The organism is Streptomyces sp. NPDC021019 (assembly GCF_044333295.1).
Lineage (GTDB): Bacteria > Actinomycetota > Actinomycetes > Streptomycetales > Streptomycetaceae > Streptomyces.
Window position 1 is genome coordinate 725,771 of the sequence record NZ_JBIRQR010000003.1, and the last position, 14,598, is coordinate 740,368.

General features: G+C 73.4%; 17 protein-coding genes. 9 read left to right on the forward strand and 8 right to left on the reverse strand.

Annotated features, from left to right (window positions below; genetic code table 11):
- Positions 1 to 29 precede the first annotated feature (29 nt).
- Genes ACH4RG_RS20740 through ACH4RG_RS20750 form a run of 3 tightly spaced genes read left to right on the forward strand, consistent with a single transcriptional unit; the run spans position 30 to position 2,226 of the window.
- Positions 30 to 551: an RICIN domain-containing protein gene (locus tag ACH4RG_RS20740; RefSeq protein WP_397917832.1), complete on the forward strand. Its 522-nt coding sequence runs from the start codon at positions 30 to 32 to the stop codon at positions 549 to 551.
- A 53-nt stretch (positions 552 to 604) separates the two neighbouring features.
- The gene (locus tag ACH4RG_RS20745; RefSeq protein ID WP_397917833.1) at positions 605 to 1,126 is read left to right on the forward strand and encodes an RICIN domain-containing protein; all 522 of its coding nucleotides are present in this window, start codon (positions 605 to 607) and stop codon (positions 1,124 to 1,126) included.
- The gene (locus ACH4RG_RS20750; protein WP_397917834.1) at positions 1,123 to 2,226 is read left to right on the forward strand and encodes a hypothetical protein; all 1,104 of its coding nucleotides are present in this window, start codon (positions 1,123 to 1,125) and stop codon (positions 2,224 to 2,226) included. The genes ACH4RG_RS20745 and ACH4RG_RS20750 overlap by 4 nt, the downstream gene beginning before the upstream one ends.
- Positions 2,227 to 2,339: 113 nt before the next feature.
- Here the strand turns inward: ACH4RG_RS20750 and ACH4RG_RS20755 are convergent, their stop codons facing one another.
- The 3 genes from ACH4RG_RS20755 to ACH4RG_RS20765 are packed head-to-tail and all read right to left on the reverse strand — an operon-like array spanning position 2,340 to position 6,273.
- Positions 2,340 to 4,487, reverse strand: coding sequence for an iron ABC transporter permease (locus tag ACH4RG_RS20755; protein WP_398539946.1), 2,148 nt, complete (start codon positions 4,485 to 4,487; stop codon positions 2,340 to 2,342).
- 2 nt (positions 4,488 to 4,489) lie between these two features.
- Positions 4,490 to 5,464, reverse strand: a complete 975-nt coding sequence (locus tag ACH4RG_RS20760; RefSeq protein ID WP_397917836.1) for an iron-siderophore ABC transporter substrate-binding protein — start codon at positions 5,462 to 5,464, stop codon at positions 4,490 to 4,492.
- Positions 5,465 to 5,472: 8 nt separating this feature from the next.
- The gene (locus tag ACH4RG_RS20765; RefSeq protein WP_397918121.1) at positions 5,473 to 6,273 is read right to left on the reverse strand and encodes an ABC transporter ATP-binding protein; all 801 of its coding nucleotides are present in this window, start codon (positions 6,271 to 6,273) and stop codon (positions 5,473 to 5,475) included.
- A 568-nt stretch (positions 6,274 to 6,841) separates the two neighbouring features.
- Here ACH4RG_RS20765 and ACH4RG_RS20770 point away from each other — a divergent pair.
- A complete protein-coding gene (locus tag ACH4RG_RS20770; protein ID WP_397927306.1) occupies positions 6,842 to 7,285 on the forward strand; it encodes a subtilase-type protease inhibitor in 444 nt (147 codons plus the stop codon).
- Between the two features lie 37 nt (positions 7,286 to 7,322).
- Here ACH4RG_RS20770 and rpsR read toward each other — a convergent pair whose 3' ends face one another.
- From rpsR to rpmG, 4 genes are all read right to left on the reverse strand, one after another.
- On the reverse strand, positions 7,323 to 7,571 hold the full coding sequence (gene rpsR / locus ACH4RG_RS20775) for a 30S ribosomal protein S18 (protein ID WP_397917838.1): 249 nt from the start codon (positions 7,569 to 7,571) through the stop codon (positions 7,323 to 7,325).
- A 66-nt stretch (positions 7,572 to 7,637) separates the two neighbouring features.
- Positions 7,638 to 8,792: a CobW family GTP-binding protein gene (locus tag ACH4RG_RS20780; RefSeq protein ID WP_397917839.1), complete on the reverse strand. Its 1,155-nt coding sequence runs from the start codon at positions 8,790 to 8,792 to the stop codon at positions 7,638 to 7,640.
- Entirely contained in the window at positions 8,789 to 9,043 is a 255-nt protein-coding gene (locus tag ACH4RG_RS20785; RefSeq protein ID WP_006129269.1) for a type B 50S ribosomal protein L31, read from the reverse strand. The genes ACH4RG_RS20780 and ACH4RG_RS20785 overlap by 4 nt, the downstream gene beginning before the upstream one ends.
- Positions 9,044 to 9,104: 61 nt before the next feature.
- Positions 9,105 to 9,269, reverse strand: a complete 165-nt coding sequence (gene rpmG, locus ACH4RG_RS20790) for a 50S ribosomal protein L33 (RefSeq protein ID WP_003964410.1) — start codon at positions 9,267 to 9,269, stop codon at positions 9,105 to 9,107.
- Positions 9,270 to 9,338: 69 nt separating this feature from the next.
- Between rpmG and rpmB the strand changes: the two genes are divergently transcribed.
- Together rpmB and rpsN are read left to right on the forward strand one after the other, a co-directional pair.
- A complete protein-coding gene (gene rpmB / locus ACH4RG_RS20795) occupies positions 9,339 to 9,575 on the forward strand; it encodes a 50S ribosomal protein L28 (RefSeq protein WP_398539947.1) in 237 nt (78 codons plus the stop codon).
- Positions 9,575 to 9,880 (forward strand): 30S ribosomal protein S14, encoded by a 306-nt coding sequence (gene rpsN, locus ACH4RG_RS20800; protein ID WP_397917840.1) that lies wholly within the window; start codon positions 9,575 to 9,577, stop codon positions 9,878 to 9,880. Before rpmB ends, rpsN begins: the two co-directional genes overlap by 1 nt.
- A 69-nt stretch (positions 9,881 to 9,949) precedes the next feature.
- Here the strand turns inward: rpsN and ACH4RG_RS20805 are convergent, their stop codons facing one another.
- Positions 9,950 to 11,227 (reverse strand): hypothetical protein, encoded by a 1,278-nt coding sequence (locus tag ACH4RG_RS20805; RefSeq protein WP_398539948.1) that lies wholly within the window; start codon positions 11,225 to 11,227, stop codon positions 9,950 to 9,952.
- Between the two features lie 201 nt (positions 11,228 to 11,428).
- Here ACH4RG_RS20805 and ACH4RG_RS20810 point away from each other — a divergent pair, with 201 nt between their 5' ends.
- Genes ACH4RG_RS20810 through ACH4RG_RS20820 form a run of 3 tightly spaced genes read left to right on the forward strand, consistent with a single transcriptional unit; the run spans position 11,429 to position 14,528 of the window.
- Positions 11,429 to 12,415, forward strand: a complete 987-nt coding sequence (locus ACH4RG_RS20810; protein WP_398539949.1) for an ABC transporter substrate-binding protein — start codon at positions 11,429 to 11,431, stop codon at positions 12,413 to 12,415.
- Positions 12,412 to 13,473: a FecCD family ABC transporter permease gene (locus ACH4RG_RS20815; protein ID WP_398162638.1), complete on the forward strand. Its 1,062-nt coding sequence runs from the start codon at positions 12,412 to 12,414 to the stop codon at positions 13,471 to 13,473. Before ACH4RG_RS20810 ends, ACH4RG_RS20815 begins: the two co-directional genes overlap by 4 nt.
- Complete coding sequence (locus tag ACH4RG_RS20820; RefSeq protein WP_397917844.1) at positions 13,470 to 14,528, forward strand: FecCD family ABC transporter permease; 1,059 nt, start codon at positions 13,470 to 13,472, stop codon at positions 14,526 to 14,528. The genes ACH4RG_RS20815 and ACH4RG_RS20820 overlap by 4 nt, the downstream gene beginning before the upstream one ends.
- The last annotated feature ends 70 nt before the right edge of the window (positions 14,529 to 14,598 follow it).

Sequence of the window (14,598 nt, forward strand, 5' to 3'; positions counted from 1 at the left end):
CCAGTCACCGCAGAAGAACGGACCTCACCATGGCACGGATCGCCCGAATCACCCTGGCCGCAGCCGCCGGCCTGGCCGCCCTCGTCAGCGGCGCGACGACCGCCCACGCGGAGCCGAACACGACCTACTTCCGGTTTCAGGTCGAGCACAGTGGCAAGTGCCTCACCGTCGCCGGCGGAAGCCTCGCCGACGACGTGGCAGCCGTGCAGTCGACCTGCGCCGCCGGCCTCGACAACCAGTTGTTCGCACTGAAGCCCGCCGGGCAGGGCCAGTTCCAGATGCAGGCCAAGCACAGCGGGAAATGCCTGACCACGGGCGCCGACCTGAACTGGAAGGTAGAACAGCGGTGGTGCAGCACCATCACCACCCAGAGATGGCGGGTGATGATGGTCGACGTCGCCAAGGGCCTCCACCAACTGCGCCCCGGCGACGAGCTCGACTACTGCCTGACCGTCCCCGACTTCAGCACCGCCGACGGCGTGCGGCCCGGCATCGGCCAGTGCGGGGACCTGTCGCCCCAGCGCTGGACCGTCACAGCGGCCGCCTCCTGACGGTTCTGCGCGTCCGCAGCCCCGAAACAGCCGAAGAGAAACGGAACTTCACGATGGCACGGATCGTCCGAGCCGCGCTGGCCATCGCAGCCGGCCTGGCCGCCCTCGTCGGCGGCACCACCACCGCTCATGCGGCGGACAGGACCTACGTACAGCTCCAGACGGCGGACAGCAGCCTCTGTCTGGGGGCGGCCCCCAACGATGTGACGTACCTGGACCTGTGCCACACCGACTGGATCTTCCCCGCGGTATGGGAAGTGGTGCGCACCGCGGACTCCACCCTCGAGCTGCGCTGGGAGAGCAACAGCAACTGCCTCGAAGTGGCGAACGGCGGCACCCAGGCGGGGGCGAACGTGCGGCTGGGCGCCTGCGCGGGGGGAAAGCAGACGCGTTGGCAGATGGACCTCGTCGACCCCGTCCGCAAGTTGTACCAACTGCGTCCCACCCACACCACGGGCCGCTGCCTGGACATTCCCAACAGCGAGGTGGTCCAGGGCAACTCGGTCCAGCAGTGGACCTGCAACCAGACCGACGCCCAGCTGTGGCGCGTCAAGCAGATCGCGTGGCCGGCATGAGCGCCGGCCGCCGGGCCGCCACGGCCCTGACCCTTGCCTTGCTGACCGTGGGCGCTCCGCTCTCCGGCGCCGCGCCGGCGTGGGCCGGGGCCCCGGGGGCGGCCCACGCCACCGTCGCCGCCGACGAAGCACCCGCGCTGTCCGCCCTGGCGGCCGCGGCCGCACGCGGCGAGGTGGAGCGCATAGCCAAGTCGGGGCTCCCGGCCGAGTTGCGCACGTCGGCATGGAACGCCCTGCGCAGCTCGCTCGGCGACGCCGCGATCGAGGATTGGCTGGCCCCGGGGGGCGGCTACGACCTGGCCAAGCAGCGCCTGCGCGACACCCGTACGCGTAACCGGCTGTTCTGCGAACGGGTGGCGTCCACCCACACCCCGGAGTTCTCCCCGCAGGTGAACGCGGCCGCCAGGAACGCGCTGAGGGGTACGGACCCCGACCGGGCGGCGTTCGTGAGCACCGGCTACGAGCGGGCCCAGCAGCGCGACCGCGAGGTCAGGGCCGCCGACACCGAACACCAGCAGGAAGTGGCCGCGAAGGAGAGGGACTTCGTGCGGGCTCTCGCGGCGACCGACCCCGGGGGCGAGGTTCGTGTGACGGCGCAGTGGGCCGTACGGCCGGGCTCGACCGACGCCGATGTGGCGGAGTTCTTCGGCTACGGCTGGGCCACCGGAGCCACCCTCGACCTGGAAGGGCATCGTCTGCGGATCGCGGACGGCGAGACCCGCCGCCACCACGCCCTGGCCCTGCTGCTCCGCAAGGCCGTCGCGGCCGAGGAGGCTCTCAAGAACGCCGCCGACGCGGCGAAGGCACGAGCCGAAGCGCAGGCGGCCTGGCGCTCGGTGGGGGACCAGGCCGGAGCCGCCCACCGGAGCTGGCTGGACGAGCAGGCGGACTCCGCCGCGCAGGCCGAGCACTGGGCGGCCGTCGCCGCGGCCGCCGCGGCAGAGGCGGACGGGATCTGGAAGAACATCGCTGGGCCCGCCGGCGTCAACCAGCGGTCCTGGGCCCAGGAAGGCGTCGCGGCGGCCGGGGCCGCCGCCTACTGGCAGGACATGCTGGAGCGGGCCGAGGAGAGCGAGGACCGGGTGAAGCGGACGGCGTGACGGGCGCCTGACGGGCCGGTCCCCCTGTGCGGGAGACCGCAGGCCTCTTCCCGACGCGGGAGCCGCGCGGCCGACGACGACCGCGCGGCTCCGGAACCGGGACAGCCCCGCGCTCACCCCTCGCGCCGCGACCGCCAGAGCAGCCAGATGAAGTACGGGGCGCCGATCACGGCTGTCAGCAGTCCGACCGGGATCTGCGCCGGCGCGATGATCGCCCGGCCGACCAGGTCCGACACGACCACCAGCAGCGCGCCGAGCAGCGCACTGACCGGTATCACCCGCACATGACTGCGGCCCACCAGGGCACGTGCCGCGTGCGGGGCGACGAGGCCGACGAAACCGATCACGCCGACCGCCGCCACGGCACCCGCCGTCAGCAGGACGGCCAGGCTCAACAGCGCCAGCCGGGTGGCGCCGATCCGCACACCGAGCAGGGCGGGCGTCTCGTCGTCCAGCCCGATCAGGTCCAGCTCGCGGCGCATCAACGCCAGGACGGGCAGCGCGACGACCAGACCGACCAGCACCGGGATCAGCTCCGGGAACGTCCGCCCGTACGTCGAACCGCCCAGCCAGGCCAGCGCCTTCGTCTCGTTGTGCGGGTCGGTGAGCACGATCAGCAGACTCACGAACGCGCCCGCACCGGCCTGCACGCCGATGCCGATCAGCACCAGGCGGTTCTGCTCCAGTCCGCGGCGAGCGGCGAGACCGAAGACCAGCGCCGCGGCGGCCGTCGCACCGGCCAGCGCGGAGCCGCCGATCAGCCAGAAGCTCGCCAGCGGTACGACGGTGAGGACGGCGACCGCCCCGACCCCCGCCCCGCTGACAACGCCGAGGACGCCCGGCTCCGCCAGCGGATTGCGTGACACCGCTTGGACGACGGCACCCGCGACGGCCAGCGCCGCACCGGCCAGCAGTGCCGCGGCGACCCGGGGGACGCGCGTGTCGAGGACGTAACCGACGAACTGCCCCGCCCGGCCGGTGAGCCAGTTGCCCACATCGCCCAGGAGCAGCGTCGCGTCGCCGAAGAGCGTCGCCGCCACCACCGCGCCGAGGAGTCCCACGACCGTCGCCGCCAGCGTGAGGACGAACGCCCGCCGGCCGCGCAGCCGGGCGAACGCCGTCGAGCCGCTGTCCGTGCCCATGTCGCGCGACCGGTAGGCGAGGACGATCAGGACGAGCGCGCCGAAACAGGTCGTGACGATGCCGGTGGGCACCTCGGCACCAGCCTGGGCGCCGAACACCGCGCGCAGAGTCACGTCCGCGCCGAGCACCACGAGCACACCCGCGAGCGCCGACGCGGGGATGAACGCGTGGTGCCGGACCAGGCCCGGGATCCAGGTACTGAGCAGCCGGACCACGGCGGGCGCGCACAGGCCGACGAAGCCGACCGGCCCCGCGACCGCCACGGACACCGCCGCCAGCAGCACCGCGAGGACGACGGCGGTGCTGCGCGTCAGCCGGGGGCTCACGCCCACGACCGCGGCGCCGTCGTCGCCGAGGGCGAGGATGTCCAGCCGCCTGCCGAGCAGCATCAGTCCGGCGAACGCCACGAGCGCGACCGGGGCGAGCCGGTCGATGGACTGCATGCCGATCTGGGCGAGCGAACCATTGCCCCAGGCGAACAGCCCGGTCGTCTGCTGGGAGCGCAGAAGCAGCAGCATCCCGCTCAGCCCGGACAGGGCGAGGGTGAGCGCCGAGCCCGCGAGCACCAGCCGGATCGGTCCGGCCCCCGCCCTGGACAGGCCGAGGACGACGCCCGCCGCCAGCAGCCCGCCGAGGAACGCCGTGGCCCCGGCCGGCAGCGCGGGCAGCGTGATGCCGAACGCGGCGACGGCGACCACCGCGAGGTAAGCGCCCGCGTTGACGGCGAGCGTGTCGGGCGAGGCCAGCATGTTGCGCGACACCGACTGGAGGGCCGCGCCCGCCGCGCCGAGCGCGCAGCCGACGAGGAGCCCCGCGGCGAGCCGGGGCAGCCGGGAGTCCAGGACGACGGCGGCCGCCTGCTCGTCGGCGGTCCGGTCGGAGGCGGCCCCGGTCGCCAACTGCCAGAGCGTGTGCAGGTCCACGGCGGCGGTGCCCTGGCCCACATGCGTGATCGCGAGTGCGGCCAGCGCGACGATCCCCGCGACCGCGAGGAGGAACATCCGGCCGCGGCGGGCCGACGGGCCGGCCGCCACGGGGGGCTCTGCCCCGGCCGGACCGGCCGCGCCCGCCCCGGACTTCACGGGGGCGGGCGGGGCGGTTGTGGTGCGTGTGCTCATCGTCAGGCGGTCAGCGCGCCGACGAGGGCGTCGATGTACTCGCGCATCGACGCGGTGCCGCCGAACATCCAGATGCCGTCGGGCAGCCGGTGGACCTCGTCGTCCTTGACGAACGGGAGGGACTTCCACACCGCGTTGTCCTTGAGGCCGTCGGCGAACGGGTCGCCGCCGTCGGAGTCGTTGGCGATGTACGCGAACCGCGCGTCGCCGATCTTCGTGAGGCCCTCGACATCGGTCGCCGCCAGGCCGTAGGCCGCGTCGCCCTTCAGCTTCCACGGGTCGACGAGGCCGAGTTCGGTGTTCACGTCGGAGAGCAGCGAGCCCTTGACGTACGGGCGGACCGAGACCTGGTTGCCCTCCTGCCAGCCGTCGGCGAAGGCGACCTTCTCGCCGCCGAGCCCGGCGTCCGCGAGCTTCTTCTTCCCGTCGGCGACCGCCTTGCGGAAGGAGTCGACCTCGGACTCGGCCTTGTCCTCGTGGCCGGTGGCCTTGCCGATGAGTTCGACGGTGTCGACCATCTGGTCGATCTGCCGGCTCGCGTCGGCCGAGCGCACCACGGCGACCGGGGCGGCCTTGGACAGCTGCGCGATGGCGGAGTCGGACAGGTCGGTGGTGGCGATGATGAGGTCGGGCTCGAGACCGGCGACGGTGGCGACGCTGGGCTCGCCACGGGTGCCTATGTCCTTGGCGCCCTTGGTGAGCGGCGCGGCCGTGTTGTACGCGGTGTAGCCCTTGACGTCGGCCACGCCGACCGGCTGGACGCCGAGGGTCACGAGCGACTCGACGACGTTCCACTCGGTGCCGACGACGCGCTTCGCCGGCCCGTCGAGCGTGATCTTCTTGCCGCGGGAGTCGGTGATCGTCACCGCGCTGTCCTTGGCGGACTCCTTCTTCGGCGCCTCGGTGGTGCCGCAGGCCGTGAGGGCGAGCGCGGTCGCGGCGGCGAGGGCGGGCCACGTCAGGTGCTGGTTCTTCATGAGGGTGTTCAGGGCCTTTCGGAACGAAGGTGGTGGCGGCCGACCGCGCGGGTGCGCGGGATGCCGGTGGAGGAGTCGGGTTCGACGTCGATGCGGATGCCGTACGCGTCGCTGAGCCGCTCGGGGGCGTACACCTCAGCGGGCGTGCCCGCGGCGACGATCCGCCCGGACGAGAGGAGAACGACCTGGTCGGCCACGGCGGCGGCCTGGTCCAGGTCGTGCAGGACGACGCCGACGGTGACGCCGTGGGTGTCGGCGAGGTCCCGGACGAGGTCGAGGATCTCGACCTGGTAGCGCAGGTCGAGATAGGTGGTCGGCTCGTCCAGGAGGAGGACGTCGGTGTCCTGGGCCAGGCAGCAGGCGAACCAGACACGCTGCAACTGCCCGCCGGACAGGCTCTCCACCCCGCGGTCGGCGAACTCGGCGAGGTTCGTGACGGCCAGTGCGTGCTCGACCGTCCGGACGCCGTCCGGATCGGTTCCCCGGAGCCGCCCCCGGTAGGGATGCCGGCCGAATCCGACCACGTCGCGCACGCTGAGACCGGCCGGCGCGTTCCGGCTCTGCGCGAGCAGGGTGACCCGGCGGGCGAAGTCGGAGCGCGACAGGGCGAGGGCGTCGACGGGCCCGGTGCCCTCGCCCTGGGCCGCCACGGTCACGCTGCCGGTACGGGCCTTGTGCAGCCGGGCCACCGCCCGCAACAGGGTGGACTTCCCACTGCCGTTCGGCCCGATGAGCGCGGTGACGCGACCGCGCGGCAGCCGGAGGTCGGCCCCGTGCACGACGTCGGTACGGTCGTACGCGATCGTCATGTCGCGGGCGTCGAGTCCGGCATCGGGTTCGGGGGCCGCGGAGGCCGAGGCCGGGCCGGGCTCGGCGCAGGGGGGCGCGGCGGGGGCACCGGCAGCGGGCGCGGAGCGCCGTCGCGGCGGGGGGTCTTCTCGGTCGAGGGCAGAAGCGATCACGGCCGTGAGGTTAGCCTAACCTAAATTACCCCGGTCAAGCGGGATTCGGAATCGTGTCCTCCGCGTAACCCTCGGGTGGTGCGGCGTGTGGGCGCCGGTCGTCGTCGAGGGGTGGTCGACGCTCTCGGAAGAGTTCGAGGGGCCCGGGTTCGGCGGTACTTTCTCGCCGAAGCGGCGATGTGGCGCATCGACGGGGTTCTGCGCATCCGCAGGTCAGACGGTTGTTCTGTGGTGAACCGCCGAAGTTCGTCCATATGCTGGACGGCTCGCGCGAGGTGCCTGAGCTGCCCGAATGACCATTCGGTCGGATCGAACGTCCGTCTGCGGCTGGAAGCGGGCCGTCAACGTGCGCCTACTTTCCGCATGCGTAAGACTCCTGACCGCGATCAGGCACACGACCAAGGAGCCTTCACCCATGCGACGCAACCCTCACCGGACCTTCGCGACCGTCACTGTCCTCACCCTTCTGCTCGGCGGATTCACGACCGCCGCCGCCCAGGCCGCGCCGACGGGGGCGGAGAGCCTCTACGCGCCCTCGGCGCTCGTCCTCACCGTGGCCCACGGCGAGGACCCGCTGACCGCCACCGTCGAGCGGGCCGTGACGCTCAGCTGCGTCCCCACCGCCGAGGGGACGCACCCCACTCCCGCTGCGGCCTGCAAGGAGCTGGCCGCGGTCCAGGGGGAGTTCTCCGAGCTGGCCGCCGGTCCGTCGAACCGGACCTGTACTCGTCAGTGGGACCCGGTCGTCGTGACCGCCCACGGCGTCTGGCAGGGCAAGCAGGTCCGGTTCAGCACCGCCTACGGCAATGCCTGCGAGATGGCGGGCAGCATGAACGACAACGCCGTATTCGCGTTCTGATCCACCGGGGCGCGCCGACGCCGGGAGGCGTCGCGCGCTAATTGCCCGCCGCGGATCCGATGTACGGCAGCAGGGCCATCTCGCGGGCGTTCTTGATGGCCGCGGCCATCTGTCGCTGCTGCTGGGCGCTGATCCGGCTGACCCGGCGGCTGCGGATCTTCCCGCGGTCGGAGATGAACCTCCGCAGCAGATCGGTGTCCTTGTAATCGATGTACGTGATCCTGGCGGCGTCCAGGGGGTTCGGCCGGCTCTTGAGCGGCTTGCGGGGGTCCTGCTGACGTGCCACGGGGCTTCCTTCGTGCTCGGTGTGCGGTCGGTGGTCGTTCGAGGCGCGGGGTTCGGGGGCGGGGCGTCAGTGCACCGGGTCGAGGAGCGCGTCGAACGCGGCGGGCAGGCTTTTCCACGCCTCCCGGCCGGTGCCGTACTCCTCGTCCGTGAGCAGGCAGGAGTCGAGGAGGCCGGTCAGGCCGTCGCGGTCGAGGCCGGGGGAGACGAAGACCAGGTGCTGGCAGCAGTCGCCGTGCTCCGGGTGCCAGTCCAGTGCGGCGGCCGCCCGTCGGTAGGGCGGCACCATGGACCAGGCGGCATCCGGAAGCGAGGCGAGCCAGGGGCCGGTGTTCTCCACGCAGAGCGCTCCGCCCGCGGCATCCCAGGAGAGCAGCGTGTCGGGCCGGTCCGCGAGCCAGAACCGGCCGCGGCTGCGGGCCGCCGCGCAACTCAGGTCCTCCAGTGCGTCGAACAGGCGCTCGGGGTGGAAGGGGCGGTGCCGCCGCCAGACGAGCGTGCCCACCCCGGCCTCGTCTGCCTCCTGCGGAAGCAGCGCGCAGGCCGGGTGCTGGCCCGCGCCCGCCGCCTCCACGTCGAATCCCGCGAAGGCGAGCCGAGCCAACTCGTTTGACCCAGGGGCGGCCTGACGCGCCGTCGGGTGAAGCTGTCGGATCAGGGCCCGGTCCTCGTCGTCGGCCGCCGGGCTCGCCGTCACGGCCAGTACGGGTGCGTACTCCACCTGCCGGGCCCAGGTGTCGCCAATGGTCCGCCGGTCGGCCGGCGCCGCCGCGAGACCGGCCTCGGCCAGATCGTCGCCGTTGGAGAGGCAGGGCAGGACGAGCGTGGGGTCGACCGCCGCGAACACGTTGGTGACCTCGGCGGCGGTGGTGTGCGCGGCGATCACCTCGGCCATGGACTTCGGCTCGACGGAGTCCCAGAGCTCCAGGACGGCGAGGCGGGTCCGTCCGTCCCCCGCGAGGCGTTCGAGTTCGGGGACGAGGTCCTCGCGCAGCGCGCAGCAGGCGCACGCGTTCACCAGCGGCGTCTCGCCGGAATCCAGCTCGCCGCCGGAATCCCGCAGGGAGCGGCGTACGGTCCCGCCGGTGGCCGTGGACAGGTCGTGGTGGAGCGCGACGCTGTACGGGACGTCCCGGAGCAGCCCTTCCACCACTTCGCGGCGGGCCTCGGAGTGCAGGCCGCAGACGATGACGACGGGCAGTTTCGTGCGGTGCCCGTTCACCGGGCCTCACCGCGTCCGTAGCGGCGTTCGAAGCGCTCGACGCGTCCGGCGGTGTCCAGCACGCGGGCGGTGCCGGTGTAGAAGGGGTGGCTCGCGGAGGAGATCTCCACGTCGACCACCGGGTAGGTGTTGCCGTCCTCCCAGGTGACGGTGCGGTCGCTGGTCATGGTCGAGCGGGTCAGGAACGCGAAGTCGGCGGCTTTGTCGCGGAAGACGACGGGGCCGTAGGAGGGGTGGATTCCGGGCTTCATGACGGTGTCCTAGGGGTCGGGTCCGGGGCGGGTGAGGGGGAGCGGCGGGGCCTTTCCGGTCTCAGCGCTCCTCGCGGAAGTCGACGTGGCGTCGGGCGACCGGGTCGTACTTGCGCAGCACCATCCGGTCGGGGTCGTTCCGCCGGTTCTTGCGGGTGACGTAGGTGTAGCCGGTCCCCGCGGTGGAGCGGAGCTTGATGACCGGGCGTACTTCGTTGCGAGCCATGGGCGCTACTATATGGCAATGGTTTCCATTTTCAATAATGGATGCGTCGAAGGAGAGGCAGGTAACCTCATGTCCGCCCACTGCCAACTGACCGGCTCGAAGCCGGGATTCGGCAACAACATCTCCCACTCGCACCGCCGGACGTCCCGACGGTTCGACCCGAATGTCCAGCGCAAGCGGTACTGGCTGCCCGGCGAGGGTCGCTATGTGCGCCTCACGCTGAGTGCTCGTGCCATCAAGGCCGTCGACAGCATCGGCATCGAGGCCGCGGTCGCGCGCATCCGTGCGCGGGGAGGGAAGGTCTGATGGCGAAGAAGAGCAAGATCGCGCGGAACGACCGGCGTCGGGAGACCGTCGACCGCTATGCCGCCCGCAGGGCCGAGTTGAAGGAGATCATCCGCCGACCCGGTACGCCGGAGGGCGAACGGAGCGCGGCCGTCGAGGAGTTGCGGCGTCAGCCACGCGACGCCAGTGCCACACGGGTGCGCAACCGTGACAGCGTCGACGGCAGGCCCCGGGGATATCTGCGCCGGTTCGGGCTCTCCCGGGTCCGGATGCGTGAGCAGGCCCACGCCGGGTTCCTGCCGGGGGTGACCAAGTCCTCCTGGTGAGGACGGTCCGAGCGCCGGGGCGGGTGGTGGTGCGGCGGTCGCGCCGCGCCCCCACCCGCGCGGTGTCTCTCAGCGGCCGACCGGGTCGGCCTCGGCCCCGTCCCCGGGGGTGAGGAGGGCGAGGTGGCCGCCGTCGTCCAGAGGAGTCGGGACGGTCAGGGTCGTGAGCAGGTCCGCCCGGTCCGCGTCGAAGACATGGACCTCGCCATGGCCTCCCCGGCTGACCGCGACCAGGCCCCCGCCGGGTGAGGCGGCGACGGCCCGCCGCTGCACGCCGTCCCAGGGGGTCCCGCCGGGCCGGGGCGCGCCGGACATGGCGGGCAGGGGCAGGCGCGCGGCGACCTCCGGGCGGGATCCGGCGATCGTGGGCGCGGTGAGCAGGACGAGTTCGTCGCCGTCCGGGTGGACGCGGGTGTACGCGACGTGGCGGGCGGTCACCGCGAGCCGGAAGACCAGCCCGGGGCCCAGGTCCAGCCGGCCCGTGACGCCGGTGTCGAGGTGGTGCCACCAGGCGTCGTTGGACCACTGCGGCCACTGTCCGGGATCGCCCGGTCCGCCGCGCACGCAGGACCAGAGCATCCGCCGCACGGGGTCGAGCCGCAGATAGTAACCGCGCCCGCCGGAGCGCCCGTCGGCGGGCCAGGGCAGGGCGGCCTCCATGACGAGGTCGTCATCCTCCCGCCGTGCCCGGTGCACCCCCGACCCCGCGGCGGCGAACACCCGGCCGGTGAGCGGGTCGTGGGCGTCGCCGTGACCGTCGTCGTCCGGCAGGCCGATCCTCCGGACCGGAATCGCCGACGGGCATGCGGGGGCCGAACGCATCAGGTCGCGGTGCCGGTGGACCAGCAGCTCGCCGGGCTCCCGGTGGCGCAGCACCACGAGCGAGGACGGCCCGCCGAGGACCGTGACCCCCGGCTCGCCCGTCCGCCCCCGTACGCGTACGGCGACGGCACCGTCCGGTGCGTCGAGGTCGACTGCCGTCAGAAGCCCCGTCCAGGCCTCCTCGTTGCGGCCGAGGCCGGTGGTCACCGCGAGGTGCCGCCCTCCCGGGTCCGCCGCCAGATGTTCGGCGGGGACCGCGACCGGTATCCGCCGCCGGACCAGTGGCCGGCCGGCGCCGGGGCCGTAGGGGTCGAGGACGAGCAGCTCGCCCGCCCGGTCGTCCACGCAGGCGGTGAGGCCGTCCGGCAGTGCGAGGAACCCCGCGTGCTCGGCGAGGTGCCGGTGGTTCAGCTCGGCGCGCTCCGTGCCGTCCGGGAGGTCCAGCAGGCTGATCCGGCCGGCGACATGGTCGGAGACCAGCAGGCGCGGCGGTGCGTGGGGCGAGGGCTGCGGGGACTGCGGCATGGCGAACTCCTGTGGTCGGCGGGGTCGTGGGGGTGGCGGGGGCCGGTGGCTTCCGGCGAGGACCGGGTGAGGACGCCAGCCACTTTATTGGAAATGATAATCATGTGTAAGGTTTCGGTCTGTGGCGGGGATCGCTCCCGGGGCTCTGCCGCCTCCTCTGCCCCATCCCCGGGACCGCACAGGAACGTTGAGGGACCGTCGATGCCACGAACCGCGCTGAGAGTCCGCCGCTGGGCCGCGATCGCCGTACTGGGAGGCCTGCTGGCCGGCTGCGGAACCGGGGAGGCCGACACCGGAGGGCCGGCCGCCGATCCGGCGAACGGGGCCGGCGGCGGCACGAGCACGGAGGTGCGGCCCATCGAGGCCGCCACCCGGATCACCGACGCCAAGGGCGTCACGGTCTCCCTGCCGAAGCCGCCGGAGAAGATCGTCTGCCTGGTCGCCCTCTGCGACGACATCCTCGTCGAGCTGGGCATGACCCCCACCGCCACCAACTCCCAGGTGCTGGCGCACCCGAAGTTCCTCGGCGAGAAGAAGGCCGCGGAGGTGCCGGTGGTGCCCGGCGGCTTCCTCAGCCCCGAGGTCGAGGCGATCCTGTCCCACCGGCCCGACCTGGTGATCGGCCTGGAGGACACGCACGGCAAGCTGGCCCCCGCGCTGAAGGGCGCTACGACGTTCTGGCCGGTCCAGCCCGGATCCTGGCAGGACAGCGTCGGCTACCTGCGGGACCTGGCCGCGCTCACCGGCCGCACCGATCAGGGCGAGACGGCGGAGAAGACCTTCCGCACCCGCCTGGCACAGGCGGAGAAGAGGAAGAGCGACAAGACCGCGCTCATCGTCTACGGCAGCGACGAGAACTTCGGCGTGGCCACCCCGGAGTCCGACGTGGCGGCCGGGCTGTTCCCGAAGATCTCCCACTACCCCTGGAAGAGCCGGGGCGTCGACGGCAGTTACAGCCTGGAGGAGATCCTCGCCCGGGACGTCGACGTCCTGTTCGTGGAGACCCTGTCGTTCGGCGCCCCGGACGGCAAGCTCTCCGACAAGCTGGCGAAGAACCCCCTCTGGTCACGCATCCCCGCCGTGCGGAACGGCAAGGTCATCGAGGTCGACTCCGAGGTGTGGGCCAAGGGGCGCGGCACCCGCTCCCTGGGCGTCGTCCTCGACGAGGCGACGGCCGCACTGCGGTGAGGCGTCCGCCCGTGGCGCCGCTCTGCCTGGGCGCGGCGGCCCTGGCGGGCGCGGTCTGCGCGCTCAGCCTCGGCACGCCGTACGTCCCGCCCGTCAGGCTCCCGGCCACGCTGGGCGCCGACGGGCTCGCGGGGCTCGTCGTCTCCGAACTACGGCTGCCCCGCATGGTGCTGGCGCTGATCGCCGGTGCCTGCTTGGGCGCGGCCGGCCTCGTTCTCCAGGAGGCCCTGCGCAATCCGCTGGCCGTGCCCGAGATGCTGGGAGTCTCCTCCGGGGCCGCCCTCGGCGTCGCCGCACCGCTGGTCCTGGCCCTGGCCGTTCCCCTCGGACTGCAACCGTTCCTCGCCCTGGCCGGGGCGGCGCTCGGCGGTCTGCTCACCCTGGTCGCCGCCGGATTCGGGCGGAGCCCCTCGGCCGTCCTGCTGACCGGAGCCGCCGTCGCCGCAGCCCTCCAGGCGGCACTGCTGGTGCTCATGGTGATGGCCGACCAGCTCGACCTCCAGCTCATCTACCGCTATCTGCTGGGCAGTCTGTCCGCCCGCACCTGGGACGACGTCACCGGTCTGCTGCCCTGGCTCGCCGTGGCCGTCCCCGCGCTGGTGCTGTGCGTGCCGGTGCTCGGTGTGCTGCGCCTCGGCGACGACGACGCCCGTGCGCTGGGCGTACGCGTCGAACGCGCGCGGGTCGCCGCGCTGGGCATCGCCGTCGTCCTCATCGCCCCCGTGGTCGCGGTCTGCGGACCGGTGGCCTGGGTCGGCTTCCTCGCCCCCCACCTCGCCCGCCGGCTCCGCCCGGACGGCGGCGCGGCCGGGTGGCTCGTCCGGTCCGCCGTGTGCGGCGCGATCGTCGTGCTGTGCGCCGATCAGCCGGCCCGGCTGGCGCTCGCCCCGGTCGAGACGCCCGTCGGCGCCTGGACCGCCCTGGTCGGAGTGCCGGTCGGGGTCGTGCTGCTGAAGCGGGGGAGACGGCCCGCCCGGGACCGGGGGCCCGTGCTCCCGTCCCTGCGGGGTGCTCCGCCGGACCTCCCTGCTCCCGTCCCGTGGAAGGCGGAACGATGACGCTCATCGACACCGTGCCCGTACCGTCTCGTCGGGTCCTGCGCGCACCGGGCGTCCGGATGGGCGGCCTGGCGCTGCTCGTCGCCGCGGTGGCCTGCGCCGACCTGTTCGCCGGCCGGGGCGTCACCCCCGAAGGCGTCCGGGCCGTGCTGTTCGGCGGCGGTGACGACCCCACCGCCGCGCACATCGTGCTCCGACTGCGGTTGCCCCGGCTGCTGGTGGCGCTGGTCGCCGGGGCGTGCCTCGGGGTGGCCGGGCTGGTGCTCCAGTCGGCCCTGCGCAACCCGCTGGCCGGGCCCGAGGTCACCGGCGTCACTCCCGGTGCGGTGCTCGGCGCGGTCGCCGCGACCGGCCTCGGCCTCGCGGGCTGGGAATCCCCCACGGCCGTGGTCGTGGCGGCCTGCTTCGGTGGCTTCGCCGGGGCGGGGCTGCTGTGGCTGCTCGCCGGGCGGGACCGGGGCGACCCGGAGCAGACAGCCGTGTACGGGGTCCTCGTGTCGGCGGTGCTGGCCGGGCTCACCGCGGTCGTCCTCCTGGTGGCCCCCGGCGAACTCGGCAGCGTCGTCCAGTGGTTGATCGGCTCCACCGAGGGCCGGGTGTGGCAGCACTGGAATCTGCTCTGGCCGTGGGCCGCCTTCTGGGGCGTGGCGGCCTGGCTGCTCGCCGGGCCGCTGACCTTGTTGCGCTGCGGTGACGAACAGGCCTCTGCCGCGGGCCTGGCCACCGGCCGGGGCCGGGGAGCGGCGCTCGTGTGCGCCGTCGCGCTGACGGCCGGCGCCGTGTCGGCCGTGGGGGCGCTCGGCTTCGTGGGGCTGCTGGTGCCCCATCTGGCGCTGGCCGTCTTCGGGGCCGATCTGCGCATCACCCTTCCGGGTGCCGCCCTGCTCGGCGCGGCGGTGGTGTGCGGGTCGGACGCCGCCGCCCAGCTGCTGTCCCGGCTGCTGGCCACCGCGCTCGACGCGGACCGGCTGACCCTTCCGGTCGGCGCCCTGACCACCTTCGTGGGGGCGGGGCTGCTGATGGTCGTGGCGCGACGGCGGGCGGACGAGCGATGACGGAGAGCGGCACGCGGAACGGCCGCGCCGATGGCGGCATCGGCGCGGGCCTCGGCGTCGACAGCGACGG